The organism is Paenibacillus sp. NPDC058071 (genome assembly GCF_042885235.1).
Classification (GTDB): domain Bacteria; phylum Bacillota; class Bacilli; order Paenibacillales; family Paenibacillaceae; genus Pristimantibacillus.
Map to the genome: position 1 here is coordinate 172,996 of NZ_JBHVSK010000011.1, position 15,695 is coordinate 188,690.

At 51.1% G+C, this 15,695-nt stretch carries 11 protein-coding genes; 1 reads left to right on the plus strand and 10 read right to left on the minus strand.

Features of this window, described 5'->3' with window-relative positions; all coding sequences use genetic code 11:
- Nucleotides 1-165: 165 nt before the first annotated feature.
- The 9 genes from lacZ to ACFVTB_RS18995 all read right to left on the minus strand — a co-directional run bounded on the left by lacZ (nt 166) and on the right by ACFVTB_RS18995 (nt 13,930).
- Nucleotides 166-3,231, minus strand: coding sequence for a beta-galactosidase, LacZ type (gene lacZ / locus ACFVTB_RS18955; RefSeq protein WP_387752470.1), 3,066 nt, complete (start codon nt 3,229-3,231; stop codon nt 166-168).
- A gap of 26 nt (nt 3,232-3,257) precedes the next feature.
- Nucleotides 3,258-4,082: a carbohydrate ABC transporter permease gene (locus ACFVTB_RS18960; RefSeq protein ID WP_387752473.1), complete on the minus strand. Its 825-nt coding sequence runs from the start codon at nt 4,080-4,082 to the stop codon at nt 3,258-3,260.
- Nucleotides 4,075-4,950: a carbohydrate ABC transporter permease gene (locus tag ACFVTB_RS18965; protein ID WP_387752476.1), complete on the minus strand. Its 876-nt coding sequence runs from the start codon at nt 4,948-4,950 to the stop codon at nt 4,075-4,077. Before ACFVTB_RS18965 ends, ACFVTB_RS18960 begins: the two co-directional genes overlap by 8 nt.
- 157 nt (nt 4,951-5,107) lie before the next feature.
- Nucleotides 5,108-6,400, minus strand: a complete 1,293-nt coding sequence (locus ACFVTB_RS18970) for an ABC transporter substrate-binding protein (RefSeq protein ID WP_387752479.1) — start codon at nt 6,398-6,400, stop codon at nt 5,108-5,110.
- 180 nt (nt 6,401-6,580) lie between these two features.
- Nucleotides 6,581-8,362: a cache domain-containing sensor histidine kinase gene (locus tag ACFVTB_RS18975; protein WP_387752482.1), complete on the minus strand. Its 1,782-nt coding sequence runs from the start codon at nt 8,360-8,362 to the stop codon at nt 6,581-6,583.
- Nucleotides 8,359-9,939, minus strand: a complete 1,581-nt coding sequence (locus ACFVTB_RS18980; RefSeq protein WP_387752484.1) for a response regulator — start codon at nt 9,937-9,939, stop codon at nt 8,359-8,361. The genes ACFVTB_RS18975 and ACFVTB_RS18980 overlap by 4 nt, the downstream gene beginning before the upstream one ends.
- A gap of 859 nt (nt 9,940-10,798) precedes the next feature.
- Entirely contained in the window at nt 10,799-11,140 is a 342-nt protein-coding gene (locus ACFVTB_RS18985) for an antibiotic biosynthesis monooxygenase family protein (RefSeq protein ID WP_387752486.1), read from the minus strand.
- A gap of 62 nt (nt 11,141-11,202) precedes the next feature.
- On the minus strand, nt 11,203-12,336 hold the full coding sequence (locus ACFVTB_RS18990; protein ID WP_387752489.1) for a DNA alkylation repair protein: 1,134 nt from the start codon (nt 12,334-12,336) through the stop codon (nt 11,203-11,205).
- 124 nt (nt 12,337-12,460) lie between these two features.
- Nucleotides 12,461-13,930 (minus strand): MFS transporter, encoded by a 1,470-nt coding sequence (locus tag ACFVTB_RS18995; RefSeq protein WP_387752491.1) that lies wholly within the window; start codon nt 13,928-13,930, stop codon nt 12,461-12,463.
- A gap of 242 nt (nt 13,931-14,172) precedes the next feature.
- On the opposite strand from ACFVTB_RS18995, the gene ACFVTB_RS19000 reads away from it, so the two are divergent.
- The gene (locus ACFVTB_RS19000; protein WP_387752567.1) at nt 14,173-14,553 is read left to right on the plus strand and encodes a MarR family winged helix-turn-helix transcriptional regulator; all 381 of its coding nucleotides are present in this window, start codon (nt 14,173-14,175) and stop codon (nt 14,551-14,553) included.
- Nucleotides 14,554-14,571: 18 nt separating this feature from the next.
- Here the strand turns inward: ACFVTB_RS19000 and ACFVTB_RS19005 are convergent, their stop codons facing one another.
- Nucleotides 14,572-15,150, minus strand: coding sequence for a D-lyxose/D-mannose family sugar isomerase (locus ACFVTB_RS19005; protein ID WP_387752493.1), 579 nt, complete (start codon nt 15,148-15,150; stop codon nt 14,572-14,574).
- Nucleotides 15,151-15,695: the final 545 nt, after the last annotated feature.

Genomic DNA, 15,695 nt, shown 5'->3' on the forward strand with positions numbered 1-15,695 from the left:
GAAACGAGAGGAAATAAATGCACAAACGCAGTTATTCCCTGACCTTGTCAGCTACCGCATGGAAATTTCCGAATAGCGGCCGTAAAGTAGCAGTAGCAACAGCAACAGCAACGAACCGCAGAAAAAAAACAGGCTGTCGAGACAAAGTCTCGACAGCCTGTTTTTCTAAGCCCGGCTAATAACAAATTCAAACTCTAGGTCGCGGTCCGACGGAATGAGGTATTCGTCGTGGACCGGCGCGCCCCAGCTGTCGTCGCCGCCGACGCCCATTTGGCGGCCGGCAACGGTGACGACCGTATAGTGCGTCTCCGGCAATTCCCACGCATGAGCCGCATGCTCCAGCTCGAACGCCGTGTACGGCGAGACGCCGCACTCGACCGATGCTGCTGGAGAAGCCGCGATGCGCAAGCCGTGGCCCGCGCCGTCAGTCACCGCGACGGAACGGACGCCCGTCCGGTTGCCCGATTCCTGCGGCACCAAGTAAGGGCTAGGCAGCTCTGCAACGGTGCGCGAGAACCGTCCAAGCCGCGCTCCGAACGCGCGGTCGATATAGTTCTCTTCCGGTCCCATCGCATACCACTCCGTGTGGCTGTAATCAGCTGGCAGCTTGAACGATACCGCAACAATCGGCAGTTTCGGCAAGCCTGCCGCGCCTTTGTACACCGTCTTCACATGGACGCTGCCGTCCGCTCGCACCGTATAAGCGATGCGTACGGACACATCAGCACTAATGCTAAGCGCATAGTCAAAGCTGACCGTCGCTCGGCTGCCGTCCGGCTCCACCGACAGTTCCCCGCCGATACAGCGGCGGCTGAGGCTCGCCGCATACCAGCCCGCAGCTTCAAAGCCGAGACCGACGCCTTTGTCATTATCCGTCGTCGCCCGCCAGAACAGCGGCGCTGGCGGAGCTGCGATTAGCTCGCGTCTGCCATAGCGAAGCGACACAAGCGACGCGGCTTGCTTCGAGAACAGAACCTCGAAGCCCTCGCCGGTGACACCGATATTAACGTCGCCTTCCACAACGCGAACCCGTGCTCCTTCGGCTGCAACTGGCTCGCTCCAGGAAGCCGAAGTAACAGCTTCAAACACCGTCTCGCCAAATGCAACCTCATGGCCTTTATCTGCCCACAGCTCTGCCTTCTCCAGCACAAGAGCGGCGTGTACAGCGTACTCGCCCGGCAACTCCCAAGCTCCCTCAGGAAGCTCGAACGGCACAACCGCTTCACTTTGCGCCGCTGCCTCGGCTTTTCCGCTCCACGCAGCGACTTCAACGCCGTCGCGAAGCAGCGCGATACGCAATCCGTAACTGCCCGTTCCTTCGAACAAATTCTCGTTGACGATCCGTACACTGGAACGCGCCGGATACAGCTTCACATTCTGATACAGAAACTTCACTTCCTGCATCTTCGGCGTTACCGTCCGGTCGGCAAACACGATGCCGTTGCCGCAGAAGCTGTAATCGGTCGGCCGGTCGTCAAAGTCGCCGCCGTAAGCCAAGTATTCCTGGCCGTAACGGTTCTTCTTCACCAGCGCCTGATCGATATAATCCCAAATGAAGCCGCCTTGGTACTGCGGATATTTCGCTTCCAGCTCCGTATATTTGTGCAAGCCGCCAACCGAATTGCCCATCGCATGCATGTATTCGCAGCTGATGTACGGCTTGGCAGGATTACTTTCCAAGTAAGCGATGATATCGGCCGGTTTCGCGTACATCCGGCTTTCCATATCGCTAGTGGCGTCAAACTTCCGGTTGTGGAACACACCCTCGTAATGAACGAGACGTCCCGGATCACGCTCGCGGAAATAGTTCGAGACGTTCAGAATGACCTCTCCGGCGTAAGATTCATTGCCGCAGGACCAGATTAGAATGGACGGATGGTTTTTATCCCGCTCCACCATCGACTGCGCCCGGTCCATGACGGCCCCTTGCCATTCCGGCTTATCGCCAGGAATATTCCACGAAGGCTCAACTGCGCCCATCTTCTGCCAAGAGCCATGCGACTCCAAATTCATTTCATCGATGACATAAAGACCGTATTCGTCGCAAAGCTCGTACCAAAGCGTTTGGTTCGGGTAATGCGAAGTTCGAACGGCGTTCATGTTGTTTTGCTTAATCGTCTTGATGTCCCAGAGCATGTCCGCTTCTGTTACAGAGCGGCCCCGACGGCTGTTGAATTCATGCCGGTTTACGCCTTTGAACACAATTCGTTGGCCGTTCAATAGCATAAGCCCGTCCTTCATCTCGAAGCGACGGAAGCCTACGGACTGAATGATCGCTTCGACAAGCGAGCCGTCCGAGTTCCGAACCGACAGCCGCAGCTTGTACAGATAAGGAAGCTCTGCGCTCCAATGCTTCACTTCGCCCGCATCCAGCGTAAAAGCAATCGCTCCGCCTTCAGAAATATCGCTTGCCGCACGAAGCGTCACCAGTCCATCCGCATCTGTCAGTTCCAATTGCACCTGTGCTCCAACGGCGATATTCCCTTCGATAGCAAGGTCAACTAGCAGCTTGCCCGCCTTATAGGCTTCGTCCAGTTCGGCTCGAACCTGCAAATCTCGCACGTGCAGCTCTGGTACCGTGTAGAGATATACCTCTCTGAAAATACCGGAAAACCGCCAAAAATCCTGATCCTCCAGCCAGCTTCCAGAGCTCCGCTGATAAACCTCAACTGCGAGCTTGTTGTCTCCATCGCGCAAATACGGCGTCAGATCGAACTCCGAAGGGGTGAAGCTGTCTTCGGCATAGCCGACGAATTCGCCGTTCAGCCATACATAGAAAGCCGATTCTACGCCTTGAAAAGAAATATAAACGGGGCCGCCGGTCCGCAAGGAACCCGGCAGGGCAAAGTGACGAACATAGCTGCCGACTGGATTGCGCTCCTCAGGAATGGCCGGAGGTCTTACGCCGTCCAAGCCGTCCCAAGGATACATGGTATTCACATATTGCGGATTGCCCCAGCCTTGCAGTTGGATATGCCCAGGCACTTCGATATCGTCCCAGCCTCTGCAATCGAACTCGGCACGATAAAAATCGGCCGCTCGGCTAGCGACGTTTGCCGCATAATGAAATTTCCAAGATCCGTTCAAGCTATGGCGCATGTCCATTGGCGCTTTCGCTTCCGCCTCTTCCATCGTCCGGTAGTAGCGGTGATCAGAATGAGCGTCCAAACGGTTGACACGATAGACTTGCGGATCGCTAAGCCAGTCGAGGCTCGCCTTCGTCGCTTTCATGCCCTAACTCCCCCTTGATAAAAAAGTTATTTGACCGCGCCGGTCATACCCGCCACGAAATGCTTCTGCATCAGGAAGAATACGATCGCCGTCGGCAGCGTTGCAATCAGGATAACGAGCATGATTACGCCGTAATCCGGCGCATAGCTGGAGCCCAGATTCGAGATCAGCAGCGGAATCGTCCGTTTCTCCGGCGATTGCAGCACAACGAGCGGCCACAAGTAGTTGTTCCAGCTCGACATGAACGTAATGATTGCAGCAGCGGCATAAGTCGTCTTCATGGTCGGCACGTAAATCCGGAAAAAGACGCCCAGCTCGCTCAAGCCGTCGATGCGGCCCGCTTCAAGCATGTCCTTCGGAAACATTTTCGTATTTTGACGGAAGAAGAAAATAAGAAACGCTGTTGTCACGGTCGGCAAAATAACCGCCGTCATGGTATCGATGCCGATCGCAGGAATCATCCTCGAGATGCTTCCGAACATGCGATACAGCGGCACCATCAGTGCAGCGAACGGAATCATCATCGACAGCAGCAAAATGCTGAAAACGACGTCTTTCGCTTTGCTTCTGTAAATTTCAAAGCCGTAACCAGCCAGCGATGCAATCAGCAACGCAAGCACTGTTGTCGTAATCGAGATTTTCGCGGAATTAAGCAGAGCCGGCACGATATCAACCGTGTCCATCACTTTGCTGAAATTTTCACCCAGCGCAGAACCCGGCAGCAATCTTCCTTTCGTTACGTCGACCGATTTGTTGGTCGCGCTGACAATCATCCATAGAAACGGGAAAATCGAGACGATCGCTGCGATGCTCAAAAAGACGTAAGTAAGTACTCGTTTTGTTTTACCCATTTTTGTCACCACCCAATCTGAACTGCAAAATCGAGAAGAGAACGATCAGAATAACGACCGCGTACGATACCGTCGCCGCATAACCGAAATCTGGCGTATATTTGAACGACAGATTGTAAATGTATTGCGACAGCGTCATCGTCGAGTTGCCCGGTCCGCCCTTCGTAATGTTCATAACCTCATCGAAGAGTTGCAGCGTACCAATCGTCGATGTAATCGATGTGAACAAAATAATCGGTCTCAGCAGCGGCACCGTAATTTGAGTGAACTGACGGAAGGAAGAAGCGCCGTCGATGCGAGCCGCCTCGTAGATCGAGTTGTCGATATTTTGCAATGCCGACAAGTAGAAAATCATATTATAACCGGTCCAACGCCAAGTAATGGCGATAATAATCGTAATTTTAGCCCAGAACGGGTCCGAGATCCATTGGATCGGGGCGGCAATCATATGCAGCTTCAGCAGCATCGCATTGATCAGCCCGTCGGCGCCGAACAGGTATTTGAAGATGACCGAGTACGCCACAAGCGACGTCACGGCTGGCAAGAAGATTGCTGTCCGGAAAAAGCCTTTCAGCTTCAAGTTTCTATCGTTCAGCAAAACCGAGATAAACAGGGCCAGAACAATCATCAGCGGCACCTGTACAATGAGATAAATAAATGTGTTTTTTAGCGTAACAAGAAAAGTGCTGTCTTTAAACAGCCTTACATAGTTGTCCGTGCCCACGAAGGACAGGTTCGTTCCTGTGCCCGATTGAAAAGACATAACAAGTGCCTGTATCATCGGGTAAAAATAAAAGACGCAAATCATAACTATCGCTAACGCAATAAATGACCAGCTGATTGCATTCGTTTTCGCTTTCAAGTTCATGCCGGTTCCGGCCTCCTCCACTTTCCGTTGTTGCTCTCTATCCGTATGGCCTGTGAATAATGACGACCTTGTCCATTCCTTCCGCCGTCACTTTAAGGGGGCGAGCGGATGTCCAAGGCCGTCTTCTATTGAACAAGCATGTTTTTCTCTATATGGTTTATTTCGTTTGTGCGTCCGCTTGTTTCTGTGCGTCCGCCAATACTTGATCAAGCGCTTTGCCGTTCAAGAAGTTTTGCATTTCGACAACCAGAATATCCTCGATTGCGTAAGTGTGCATGCCGTAGTTGATTTTTGGAACCTCAGCAGTCCATTTCGCAAAGTCGGATACGATGTGTTGTCCGCCGAAGAATTCGCTGCCTGCTTTGTAAGCTTCGCCTTCCGCTGCCGGCTTGTACGATCCGATTGCGCCTACTTCTGTAACAAATTTTTGATACAGGTCGGCATCAGAACCAAATGTTTTTGCCAGGAATTCAGCTGCTGCTTCTTTGCCAGGCACGTTCAGCACGTACCACGAGCTGCCGCCGATGCTGGATGCGTTAACCGATTTCGCTTGGCCGGACAGTCTTGGCATTGGTGCAATACCCCATTTGCCGGATTGCGAAGTCTCTTGCATGATCGATGGCGTGAACCAGTTGCCTGTTGTAATAGCAGCAACGTCGCCGCTGTTGTAGTTCGCTACGAGCGAGCTCCAGTCGGAATGGACTTTAACGAAGTTGGCATCCATGATCGATTTGTAAACCATGAAAGCTTCTCTCATTGCATCGTTGCCGGCAATATTAGCTGTTTTGCCATCATCCTTCAAGTACCACGAGCCTGCCGATTGAACCATCATGCGGATAAGACCAAGATCGGTTGGGTCAAGAGAAACCCATGCTTTGCCCGTTTTCTCTTTTACCTTTTTGCCGATTTCGATGTATTGCTCCCAAGTGATGTTCTGCAAGTCGTCGAGCGTGTAGCCTGCTTGCTCCAGATAGTCCGTTCTTACGTAGATACCAGCAGCGCCGGAGTCGAACGGAATGCCGTAGTGCTTGCCGTCTAAGCTCGTTGGTCCAAGCTTGTACTCAGCGAAATCTTCCGCTTTGAATTTGTCGCTCAGATCATAGAACATATCCGGGTAAGCTTGCAGGAAGCTTTGTGCGCGGTAGTCTTCGATCAGTACGATATTCGGCAGACCTTTCGTCGTACCGGAGCTCATGCCTGTGTTCAGCTTTTGCACGATATCGTTTTGTGCGTTCTCGATGATGTCCACTTTCAAATCCGGATTCACCGATTTGTAGCTGTCGATAGCGATGTTCATCGCTTTGATATTAAAATTCGGATCCCATGTCCACACCGTAATTTTGTTCGTTGCGCTTGGTTCTCCGCCATTGCCCGACTTATTGTCGCCGCCGGAAGAGCATGCGGTCAGAAGCACGACGCTGACCAAAATCAATGCTAAAAGTTTTTTCAACTGCAAGACCTCCAAATCTGTGTATGTTTGCTGTAAGCGTTTCCTTACTTACATCATTCATCTTAGCATCCACAATGACCGCCTCGTTAGAACAATCTTTGCAACGAATGGTTCATATCTTATGAGTTGTCTGAAAGCGCTTTACATGTATGGTTTTATTTTTAGAAAGTTGTATTATTTTTAGCCGCACAGCAAAGGAATTTTAATTTTTACCTTCGTCCCCTTTCCGAGCTCGCTTTCAATCGTTACGCCATAGGCCTCGCCGTACAGCAGCTTGATTCGCTCATTTACGTTCTTAACTCCTATTCCGCTGAACAATTGACGCTTCGTATGCGACTTCGGAAGCAGTTTGCCCGGCTCCATTACCATGCCGTCGCCGTTGTCGACGATTTCAAAGACGAACATATCTCCTTCGCGCGCCGCCATAATGTAGATCAGTCCTTCGCTCTTCCTATTGAACGCGTGAAAAAAGGCATTCTCGATGAACGGTTGAATGATCAGCTTTGGCACCCGGAAATCCAGACAATCTGGCGCGACAAAATAGCTGACTTTGATACGATCGCCGTAACGAATGTGGTTGATGAAGACGTAGCTCTTCATATTTTCCAGCTCTTCTGCAATGGTAATCGTCTCGCTGACGTTTCCGATCGCGCTTTGCAGCAGCGAGATTAGCGCATTGATCGTCTCTGCTGCTTTTTCTTTCTCTCCTTGCTGCACCATGAATTTGATCGAAGCGAGCGTATTGTACAGGAAATGCGGATTGATCTGCTGCTGCAGCGCCTCTAGCTCGGCATTGCGTCGCTTTTTCTCCGTCTGGATTAGCATGCCCACATATTCGTTTAACTCATCAATCATTTCATTGAATGCTTCGCCAAGCTGTTTCGTCTCGTAGCTTCCGCTTACGGTAACATGGCGGCGGAAATCGTATTTGGAAATGGTTGATATTTGTTTGACCAGCCGGGTCAACGATTTCGTCATCCTTCTTGAAATTAGAAAAACGATAATGACCGCGACCAAGATAATAACCGCAACAGTGAATGTAGTGACCTTCGTATCGGTCAATTGCCCAATCGCTTGGTCTTTATCGATCAGATTGACCATATATAAACCGAAAGAATCCATATAATCGGAGACGATAATTTGATCCTTGCCGAATATGCGCTCGTTTTTATAGCTAAGCTGCTCCTGCTCGATATCTTGTGCAATCTGGCGCAATTCCGGCGAAGGCCGTCCAATCCACTCCTCGCGGTTAGAGGAAATGATAATGCCGTCGTTGTTGATAATCGCAATATCATTCCCCAAGCTGGTATTGCTGTCGTAAAAATTTCGAAACGTCAACTCCGGCATCGCAAAATATATCATGCCGTAAACTATATTGCTTGTCCGATCCATAAGCGCTTTTGAAGCAATGATGACCGGCAGATCGCTGGTTCCATAAAAGCCCGATTTGTCATAATCGTAGTGCAGCCGATAAGGCTCCTCTAACGACTTGATTGTAATCGGATGTTTTTTCAGCTCCTCGTAGGAAAGCTGCCAGTAGGAGCGATCGGTCGAAAATCTCCGCTCATTAACGCCGGTAACGGTGATGCCGGCCTCGTAAGCGCTTATGGTTGAACTGATCCGCTTCATTTGCTGCCCCATGCGATAGTACGATTGGTTCGTAGCACTTGAGGTCTCGTCGCTTTGCGTCAAGAAGCTGCGCATAGTAGCGCTTTGTATGACACTATTGGAAGCGAGTACGAGCGAGTAATGAAACGATTCCATATTTTTTTTAATTTGATCCATTATTTTTGAGTTAGTTAGGCTGAACGTCTCCATGAATACACGCTCCGACACGCGAATGGTCGACCACGTCGAGGTAACGGATACCGCGATAATACTGGCCACCATAATCAGAAAAACTTTAACGAACAGCCCGTTGTATTTAAACCGGTCGAACAGTTGATCCCGCCTCCTCTTCATTTCTTTTCATTCCCCAAATATTGTTGGCGGTATCGGCTTGGCGACAGCCCGGTATGCTTTTTGAACACTTTGCAGAAGTAACTATGGTCGGAATAGCCCACTCTGCCGCCAATTTCGGAAATTGTCGCCTCCCCTTCCCGCAGCAGCTTGGACGCCTTATCTGTTCGAACACGCTGCAAATATTCGATAAACCCCTCTTTGTTATGAGAGGAGAAGTAGCTCGACAAGTACGAAGGGTTAAAATGAAAATGCTTCGCCACCTCAGTCAGCGTCAGAGGATCGGCATAGTGCTCGTCGATATAATCCAGCAGCCTCTGCATATTCGCATTGCCCGCATGAGCGCTTTTAGCGGCCACCGCGCTGCGCGCTTCCCCAATAAATTCATCCATAGTGGCAATGGCATCGATTGCATAACGGCTCTCCTCGATTGACCGGAAGTAGTTGTACTTCTTGCTGTCCAGCTCTTTCGTCTCAAAATCCATATTGGAAAGCAGTACGACAATGTTGAAAATCAAGTTGTTTAAAAACGATTTGTAATCGAATACATCCATCCGGTAATCAGCCGCCAGCGCTTGAATATGCTGCTGCAAACCGTTAAAAGCGGTATCGAAGCGCCCACGCTTGAATGCCTCGGTAAATTCATTCAAATGAAATGGGCCCGGGGCTTCCGTCGGCTCCGGCAGCTCGTTATAAAGAATGACCCTTTTGCCCGGCAAGAAAAAGGTATACTGCATCAGCTGAATCAGCTCGTCCCGTCGAGAACGACACTCCTTAAGCAAGCCCGTAAAAGGCTCTCCCGCCACGACAGCGATATCGTCGGCAATCTCCGCCAACAAGACCGTCAGCTCCCTCGACCAGTGCGGCAAGGAGGCCAGCCCTGAAGGCTCAAGATTCAACAGTACGATGAACCGGTCGCTTTCCGACGGCAGTAATTGGACCACGATATCATGTGTCTTCATTTTTTCCTTCAGCTGTTCGGTTATGCGCTGCTTCAATCGAGGGGCGTCCACCTTGTCCCAGCCCTCTAAGTTGGCCAGACTCGCTCCTATCAGGCAATAGCAGCGGAACGGAAATGCCTTCTTCAGCTCTTCCCCTTCGATCTCCGCTTCAAAGCCGGTTAAGAGCCGTTCGAATAAATTATCCAGCGACAGGCTGCGGGCACCGTTACCTTCCTTTCGACGCAATGACGGTATATGGTCGGCCGTTTGCTTGAGCACCTCAAGTAAATGGTTCATATCAAGTTTAGGTTTCAATATATAGTCGCGTGCGCCGCTTTGAAAGCTCGACCTTACGTAATCGAACTCGCCAAAGCTGCTTAACACGATCACTTCAATTTCCGGGTAGTGCTGTCTAATTTGCCTTCCTAGCTCTTCTCCGTCCATCACAGGCATTACGATATCCGTAAGCACGATATGGGGCCTTAGCTTGGCAATTTGCTCAAGAGCTTCCTTGCCGTTCGCGGCCTCCCCAACAATTTGAAAGCCCTCTTGCTCCCAATGGATAAAATGCTTGATCCCTTGGCGGATCAGCACCTCGTCGTCTACAATCAATAGTTTGCAATAATCATGTTGCGTCATTGTCGACCCTCCCTCTTCGCCGTCCGAAGGCGGCCAAAGATGCTGAATGCGTGAACCTGTATTTGCGCTGCATCATGATACGCAAATAAAGTAATGTACATTATAACCGATACCAGTGAAATAACCATAAGGCCAAAATTTATGCGGATTGAAATAGGGTTAGCTCGATGGCTCGAGGGATGAAAATGAGGTTGAGGAAATCGAGAAAATGTACAGATAAAGACTGAAAATCTACCGAAATCAGCGCTTGACTTAAAGTGAGGGAAAGCGCTGCGGGGCAGAGGGTTCTTCCGATCGCCATTAAAGCCTGATTCCTTTATTTTATTGAGGTTAGAGGGAGGAATCTTGCTTTAAAAGCGACCACTACCGTTTCTCCAGAATCCCTCTGCCCCTTCGCCGCCCTCTCCTTACTGTTAAGCATTGATTTTTTAGTTTGGATAGAAAAAAGAAGGCAGCATTTTCGCCGCCTTCTTGAGATTGTTCCAAAGCACTGATTTGAAGTTTGAGTCCGTCTAATATATATGAATTTTCATATACATTTTTCATGATCCAGGCCAATTCGTCAATTATATATGATTTTTCATATATATTTTGCCGGAATTGCGAAAAATCGTCGATTATATATGATTTTTCAACTATATTCGTCCAAAATGCTGATTTCAGAAAAATTATATATGATTTTTCATGCTTATTCCTTCCAACAGGCTCTGGGCGGCTGCGCCTTTATGCAATTGGAAGAATCTGCGAGGCTTTCTTTCTGGGGCCGCATGAATAAAAGCGGCATCCGCTTTCTGCAACGCGCGCAGCTCCAAGCGCTCGATGGGGCGGTGCGAGCGTCAACACGTGTCAACCACACGTATCAATTGGAGCTATATTCGCGCTCCACTTTGCAGATTTTAACGGAGTAATGCTTGTACCAATCGCTCTTCCCCTTCTGCTGTGCAATGAGATGACGCTCGTTCTCTCTCCATTGTCGGATGGCCTCGAGGCTCTCCCAGTAGGAGACGGTGATGCCTGAACCGGCTTCGTTTCTCACGCTTTCTATGCCAATAAATCCGGGCTGCCGTTTAGCCAGCTCCTCCATGGCGTCCGCCATCGCCGCATATCCGTTGTCGCCTTCCGTTCTTTGACTGGAGAAAATAACAGCGTATTGCGTATGACCAACGCTTACGCTCTCGCTTTCCCGTTCAACTTCAGTCATTTTATGATTCCCCTTCCGGCTTAAAGTAAGGTTAGATAATGGCATTAATTGCTTGCGCTGAGCTACTGAGCTTCATTAGCCTGCGCCTGCTCCAGTTGAACGATGGTATGAGCGGCTTCAACACCGTTCACGGTAAGTACGATCCGGTGCTCGCCCGGATAATGCCGGCGTGTAGACAGGTCCGCAAAACGATGGGTGCGTACACTCGCAAGACGCGAGCCGCCAGCGACGGTTTTATCCGACAGCAAAAACAGCTTTCGCGATGTCTTGCCATTCGCTTTAACGAAATCGACCCCGTATTCAATACGGATGCGAACCGGCTCGTCGCTCGCTTTTATAACAAGTTCATAAGCCAGTTCGCAGCTCTCACCGATTCGCAGCGCATCCGGCGCAGCTTGAATCGACGCTGACGCGAATAATGACTGACCGCTGCCTTCCGCCGTACCAGCATAGCCGAACAACTCCAGCGCCTCGGGTACCGCTTGACGGATCAAGTTGCGGCAGCCATGCCGGACGATCCAATCGGTTTCCGCCCGTTGACCAATCCATTGGCGAACGATATCGAGCACAATCTGCGGATGGTCCTTGGCAACATCGTTTAAGTTATTGGCAACGCTTTTGCGGACATACAGCGACGGATCGGCTTTGAGCGTTTCCAGCACCGGAATAATCGGTGCCGGGTCTCTTTTGAACATTGGCAGCGATTGTCCCCAAGGCAGACGCGGACGGCAGCCCTCGCTCGCCAGCCTTCTAACATGCTCGTTCTCATGTCGCGACCAGAGTTCCATTTTTCGCATCATCCGCTCGGGGTCCCGCAGCAAGAACGGACGGACCGCGAATTCGGCCGACGACTTGGAGGTGAAACGCTCCAACGCCTCCATCGACCGATCCCAATTCGACTCCTCTTGTCCGTAAACTTCAACGAAATCGGGAAAAAACAAATATGGAAAGCCGATGCAGCTCTCGTCAATAGCATAGAGCACGGCCAGCGCATCCTCATATTGGGGAGGCAAGAAGCGGCCAAGCGTTTCCGCTATTTTTCGAATCCGCTCCTTCAGCTTCAATTCTTCCCAGCTATCGCTCACAACAGCGGCGACAAACCCCTTATCGTCAAACGCCGAATAAGCGCCTTTCACCTTTGCGCCAAAGTCGCGCAGAAACGATTCATGATACATATCCTTTAACGGTTCAGCCATCCGTAAAAATGCCTCCTTCTCGATATTGCAAAGCTCCTCCAGTCTTATTCAAGGAGTCTCTATAACGATCATATCAATACCGGAGACAAGAGTCGACTGAGGCTGTCAAATTTCAGGCATTCCATTACGCTTCGGACGCTGCTCGTTTGGCAGCCCGCGATTGGTACATCCGATAACCGGTCAACAATGCCGCCGCAAGGCACAAGCAGGCCGAGGTTGTAAATACAGCGTGCATGCCGGACAAGAACAAATCCGGACGGTCCGGAATAAGATTCGTAACCCGGTGGCCCGCTTTTACGCTCATCACTTGGAACAGAATCGTAGTAGCTATTGTAATGCCGAATACCATGCCGACGTTGCGAATAAGCGAACTGATACTGCCGGCCGAGCCCAGCTGCGTACGCGGCACTTGCGACATGATGAGGGAATTGTTCGGCGCCGAGAACAAGCCGCTGCCGATACCGAGCAGCGCAATCCAGACGCCCGCCAGCATGACCCCGCTCCCCTCATGCAGCAGACTAAGTCCGAACTGCGACACGACCATAACGATCAGTCCCGCAAAAGTAAGCGACTCGGTGCCGATTTTATCGGATAAAGCGCCGCTTAGCGGAGCTACAACGACCATGCAGATTGGAAATAGCATCAGCAGAAAGCCCGACTGAAACGGCGTCAAATTCAGCAGGTTTTGCGCGTAAAACGGCGCGATAATGTTGAAGCTAAAGTTGGCTGTGAAGAACAAAAACGCGCAAACAATACTTAATGAAAAAAGCGGGTTTTTAAACAGCGACAGCTGAATGAGCGGCTCCATGCTTTTCCGTTCCACAAGCAGAAAACCGACAAGCGCCGCCAATGCTGCGGCCAGGGATGCGATGATCCAGCCGTTTCCGTACCCCGCTTGTTGTCCGATCAGCAGCCCGGCAAACAGGGTGACGATGAAAAACGCAAATAAAGCGGCGCCCGGAGCGTCTACCTTGCCCTTCATGCGAACGAGGTCCTTCGGCAGCACTTTCCAGCCGAGTATAATGGCAAGGATGCCTATCGGAACGTTCACCCAAAAAATATACTGCCAGCCCAGCGTCGAGAGGATGATTCCTCCAATGCTCGGTCCGGCAATGCTGCCCAGCGATACGAAGGTGCCGACCAGCCCGATTGCTTTACCCCGCTCCCTTGCAGGAAAAATGTCGGTGACGATACCCTGGCTGTTAGCCATCGTCATCGATGCGCCTAACGCCTGAATGACGCGGAATGCAATCAGATACGGCAGCGAGGAGCTAAATAGCCCGCACAACAGCGAGCCGATAATGAAAACGACGGTGCCGATTTTAAAAATTTTAATCTTGCCCACCATGTCGCCAAGCTTTCCGAATAGCAAGATCGCAGCGCATATAGCCATCAAATAGCTGGTCGTCACCCATTGAATTTGCGTAACCGGTACGCCCAACTCCTTTGACAGCACCGGCAATGCAATATTGACAATGCTTCCGTCGAGTGTAGCCATAAATGTAAAAATATTAAGAACAATAAGGATGAGCCACCGTTTCTTTTGAATGGCGTCATCCTCCTGATAAGTCCGAAATGAAGTTTCCGAGCTCATATGATCCTCCTGCCATTTTGTCCTATCTAGTTGCGTTTGCAACTAAATTTATATTCAGTGTACATCAACTTAGTTGCGTGCGCAACCAATTTACAGTAAACTAAAAATGACTGAACGAACGACACTCCGGCTCAAGCCGAAGTACCGTGCGCTCTTATGCCGGGCCGAAAAGGTGGTTGTTGAAATTGAAAAAAAACAGAGAACCGCTCGGCAAGCTGATCTCTTATATTCATCGGCAAAACATGAAACGCTTATCCAAGGAATTGGCTCCCTACAATATTGGAAGCGGCGGCCAGCACAGCTTTCTTCTAACCATTTTGTCCCGCCCGGGCATTACACAGGAGCAGCTCACGCAAATGCTTAAATTCGATAAAGCGACAACGGCCCGCTCCATCAAGCAATTGGAGCAGGCCGGATATTTGACGCGGGAGCCCGATCCGAATGATGGGCGCTCCCAGTTGCTGTTTCCGACGGAGAAAGCGAAAGCTTTCGATCCGACACTTTTGAAAATTATGAACCAGTCCAATGAAGTACTATCCTGCCGACTGACAGACGAAGAGGAGTCTCAGCTTATTTCACTGCTGCAAAAAGTGAGCCTCGGACCGCCCGAAGAGGAAGCATAGCCGACTCCGCCAATTGTGTCAGTTCTCATCGATAACGGGAACTCGCTCAATTCGCGGATCGGTAAACAGGTCGAATTCGTCCCTGCTCGTGCTGGAAAACTCCGAAACAATCGCACCTTCGCTTCCCGCCTGAAACCAATGCAGCGTGTCCGGTTCGATCGTATACTGTTCGCCCGGCAGCAGCACAATCTCTCGAAAGACGGTATAGTAGGACAGGCTAGCGGGCGGTATGATGGCAAAGATGGAGTCTACGATTTTCGCGGCGCCAACGTTTTCGTCCGCTTGCCCGTCCACGTACAGATACACTTTACCCGCGCGGCAGCGAAACGTTTCCCGCTTGCCCGGATCTTCGCCAACCGGTGGATGCCGGTGCTCCGGGCATGTTTGTACCGGAAACAGAACGAGCTCCTTTGCACAATATCGCTCGTTATTTACATAAGTGACAAGCTGCAGTCCTTCGGTCGATAAATCACCCAACCCAAAAGAAGCCACCTCGATATTAGCCGCTTCCGTTTCGGATAAAACGACGCCCGCTTCCCTCAACATCGCGGCCGCCCGTTCCCGCGCGGCGTTCGCCTCACTGCGTTTCAGCATCATTCCCGCTCCTCCTTTTAAATCAAGTTCTTCTAAAGTCGGATAACAGATTACGCTTCCAGTTATGTTCTATTAAAACAAGTGATGTCGTTTTGCAACATTAGTATAAAAGCGTTTTCATTAGATGTCTAGCGCGAGAGTGATTTGGGCTGCAGGTTTGCTCAGCGTTCGTGCAACGCGGTGGGATGGGCACGCGGTGTACGGCTGAGCCGTCCGTGTCGGCTGGGCCGACGGTGTCTCGGCTGGGCCGTCCGTGTCTCGGCTGGGCCGACGGTGTCTCGGCTGGGCCGTCCGTGTCTCAGCTGGGCCGTCCGTGTCTCGACTGGGCCAGCCGTGTCTCGGCTGGGCCGTCCGTGTCTCGACTGGGCCATTCGTGTCTCGACTGGGCCGTCCGTATCTCGACTGGGCCGTCCGTATCTCGGCTGGGCCAGCCGTGTCTCGGCTGGGCCAGCCGTGTCTCGGCTGGGCCGACGGTGTCTCGGCTGGGCCGACGGTGTCTCGGCTGGGCCGACGGTGTCTCGGCTGGGCCGACGGTGTCTCGGCTGGGC

Coding starts and splice junctions, on each gene's coding strand:
- ACFVTB_RS18965 (WP_387752476.1), bottom strand. CDS start 4,950: ATGAACTTGAAAGCGAAAACGAATGCAATCAGCTGGTCATTTATTGCG.
- ACFVTB_RS18960 (WP_387752473.1), bottom strand. CDS start 4,082: ATGGGTAAAACAAAACGAGTACTTACTTACGTCTTTTTGAGCATCGCA.
- ACFVTB_RS18990 (WP_387752489.1), bottom strand. CDS start 12,336: ATGGCTGAACCGTTAAAGGATATGTATCATGAATCGTTTCTGCGCGAC.
- ACFVTB_RS18980 (WP_387752484.1), bottom strand. CDS start 9,939: ATGACGCAACATGATTATTGCAAACTATTGATTGTAGACGACGAGGTG.
- ACFVTB_RS18975 (WP_387752482.1), bottom strand. CDS start 8,362: ATGAAGAGGAGGCGGGATCAACTGTTCGACCGGTTTAAATACAACGGG.
- lacZ (WP_387752470.1), bottom strand. CDS start 3,231: ATGAAAGCGACGAAGGCGAGCCTCGACTGGCTTAGCGATCCGCAAGTC.
- ACFVTB_RS19000 (WP_387752567.1), top strand. CDS start 14,173: ATGAAACGCTTATCCAAGGAATTGGCTCCCTACAATATTGGAAGCGGC.
- ACFVTB_RS18995 (WP_387752491.1), bottom strand. CDS start 13,930: ATGAGCTCGGAAACTTCATTTCGGACTTATCAGGAGGATGACGCCATT.
- ACFVTB_RS19005 (WP_387752493.1), bottom strand. CDS start 15,150: ATGATGCTGAAACGCAGTGAGGCGAACGCCGCGCGGGAACGGGCGGCC.
- ACFVTB_RS18985 (WP_387752486.1), bottom strand. CDS start 11,140: ATGACTGAAGTTGAACGGGAAAGCGAGAGCGTAAGCGTTGGTCATACG.